At 45.4% G+C, this 1,893-nt stretch carries 1 CRISPR repeat array.

Going from position 1 to position 1,893, the window contains the following annotated elements:
- Window positions 1-12: 12 nt before the first annotated feature.
- Window positions 13-1,835: a CRISPR direct-repeat array (repeat unit 32 nt; unit sequence ATTTCAATCCACGCACCCATGAAGGATGCGAC).
- Window positions 1,836-1,893: the final 58 nt, after the last annotated feature.

The raw sequence follows: 1,893 nt of genomic DNA on the forward strand, positions 1-1,893 counted from the left end.
GTTCTTTTGATGATTTCAATCCACGCACCCATGAAGGATGCGACAGGCCCGGAAATGGAGTTTGAAGAGTTAATAGATATTTCAATCCACGCACCCATGAAGGATGCGACATGTTGTAGCGAGGTTGTCTTACAATCCCAAAACGATTTCAATCCACGCACCCATGAAGGATGCGACTTAACCTTTATGTATTGGACGAAAGCAGCACGAAATTTCAATCCACGCACCCATGAAGGATGCGACTCGTTATGTTAGACGCTATTTTGCCCGCAGGAATATTTCAATCCACGCACCCATGAAGGATGCGACAAGGTCAGGGGTACTCAGTCCGGTTAAGGCGAGTATTTCAATCCACGCACCCATGAAGGATGCGACCTAGTTGCATATAATCACCTCTTTACTTATAGTAATTTCAATCCACGCACCCATGAAGGATGCGACTATCCCCGATAAACTCTCCCCAATTAACAGCATGAATTTCAATCCACGCACCCATGAAGGATGCGACGGCCGATGTAGCTAGTTTGCCTAGTGAAGCATCAATTTCAATCCACGCACCCATGAAGGATGCGACTTTACAGGAGTTCCGTCAGCATTCGTGATAGTTATTTCAATCCACGCACCCATGAAGGATGCGACGAGGTGATTTAATGCTAGCTGTAACCGATTTACTATTTCAATCCACGCACCCATGAAGGATGCGACTCTTGATAACTATCATCAGCCTTCTTCCTTTTGTATTTCAATCCACGCACCCATGAAGGATGCGACATTCAAGGGGGAGGAAATATTAGTCTATCAGGATATTTCAATCCACGCACCCATGAAGGATGCGACAAGCACCTCGGGCGTGTGGAAAATGTGATTACTGCAATTTCAATCCACGCACCCATGAAGGATGCGACACAGGTTGAGGATCTTATTTATCAATATCACTGGAATTTCAATCCACGCACCCATGAAGGATGCGACGCCGGAACTAGATAAATGGTTTTACAAGGATAGGATTTCAATCCACGCACCCATGAAGGATGCGACTGGTTAATGGTGTATTTGTGAAAGAGAGTGATTTATTTCAATCCACGCACCCATGAAGGATGCGACCATTTGGAGTCAGCAGCATCACTTTTGGTACAAATTTCAATCCACGCACCCATGAAGGATGCGACCAATTTTGCAAGGCACTTGACCCTCGTGTCGCAAAATTTCAATCCACGCACCCATGAAGGATGCGACTCATTGCTGGTAAATCCATCGGGGCATTAAAAAGATTTCAATCCACGCACCCATGAAGGATGCGACCCCAGCACAAGAGAGCGTTCCTATATACGACAATACATTTCAATCCACGCACCCATGAAGGATGCGACGTATTCGTAACATGGCTACTGCATTAAAAGAAGAATTTCAATCCACGCACCCATGAAGGATGCGACTGGGAGGTGAATAGTGTGGTGATAACAGTGGAAATTTCAATCCACGCACCCATGAAGGATGCGACAAAATTGCGGTCGTGTTGTAGGTACGAGGATACTCATTTCAATCCACGCACCCATGAAGGATGCGACAGTAAAGTTTATAACTGGTTAAACGCTTTGAACCATTTCAATCCACGCACCCATGAAGGATGCGACATCGATATTGATGATGATACCATAAAAATATTAGAATTTCAATCCACGCACCCATGAAGGATGCGACAAGCTGACCCCTCCCACAATAAGAACGATTGTTCTATTTCAATCCACGCACCCATGAAGGATGCGACTCCAGGAAGCACAGTCATCAGATGCCGATAGTCTGATTTCAATCCACGCACCCATGAAGGATGCGACTCCATTGATAAGATCCTGTTTCGGATTGATGATTTCAATCCACGCACCCATGAAGGAT

Source organism: Oceanobacillus massiliensis str. N'diop (assembly GCF_000285495.1).
Taxonomy (GTDB): Bacteria; Bacillota; Bacilli; order Bacillales; family Amphibacillaceae; genus Oceanobacillus; species Oceanobacillus massiliensis.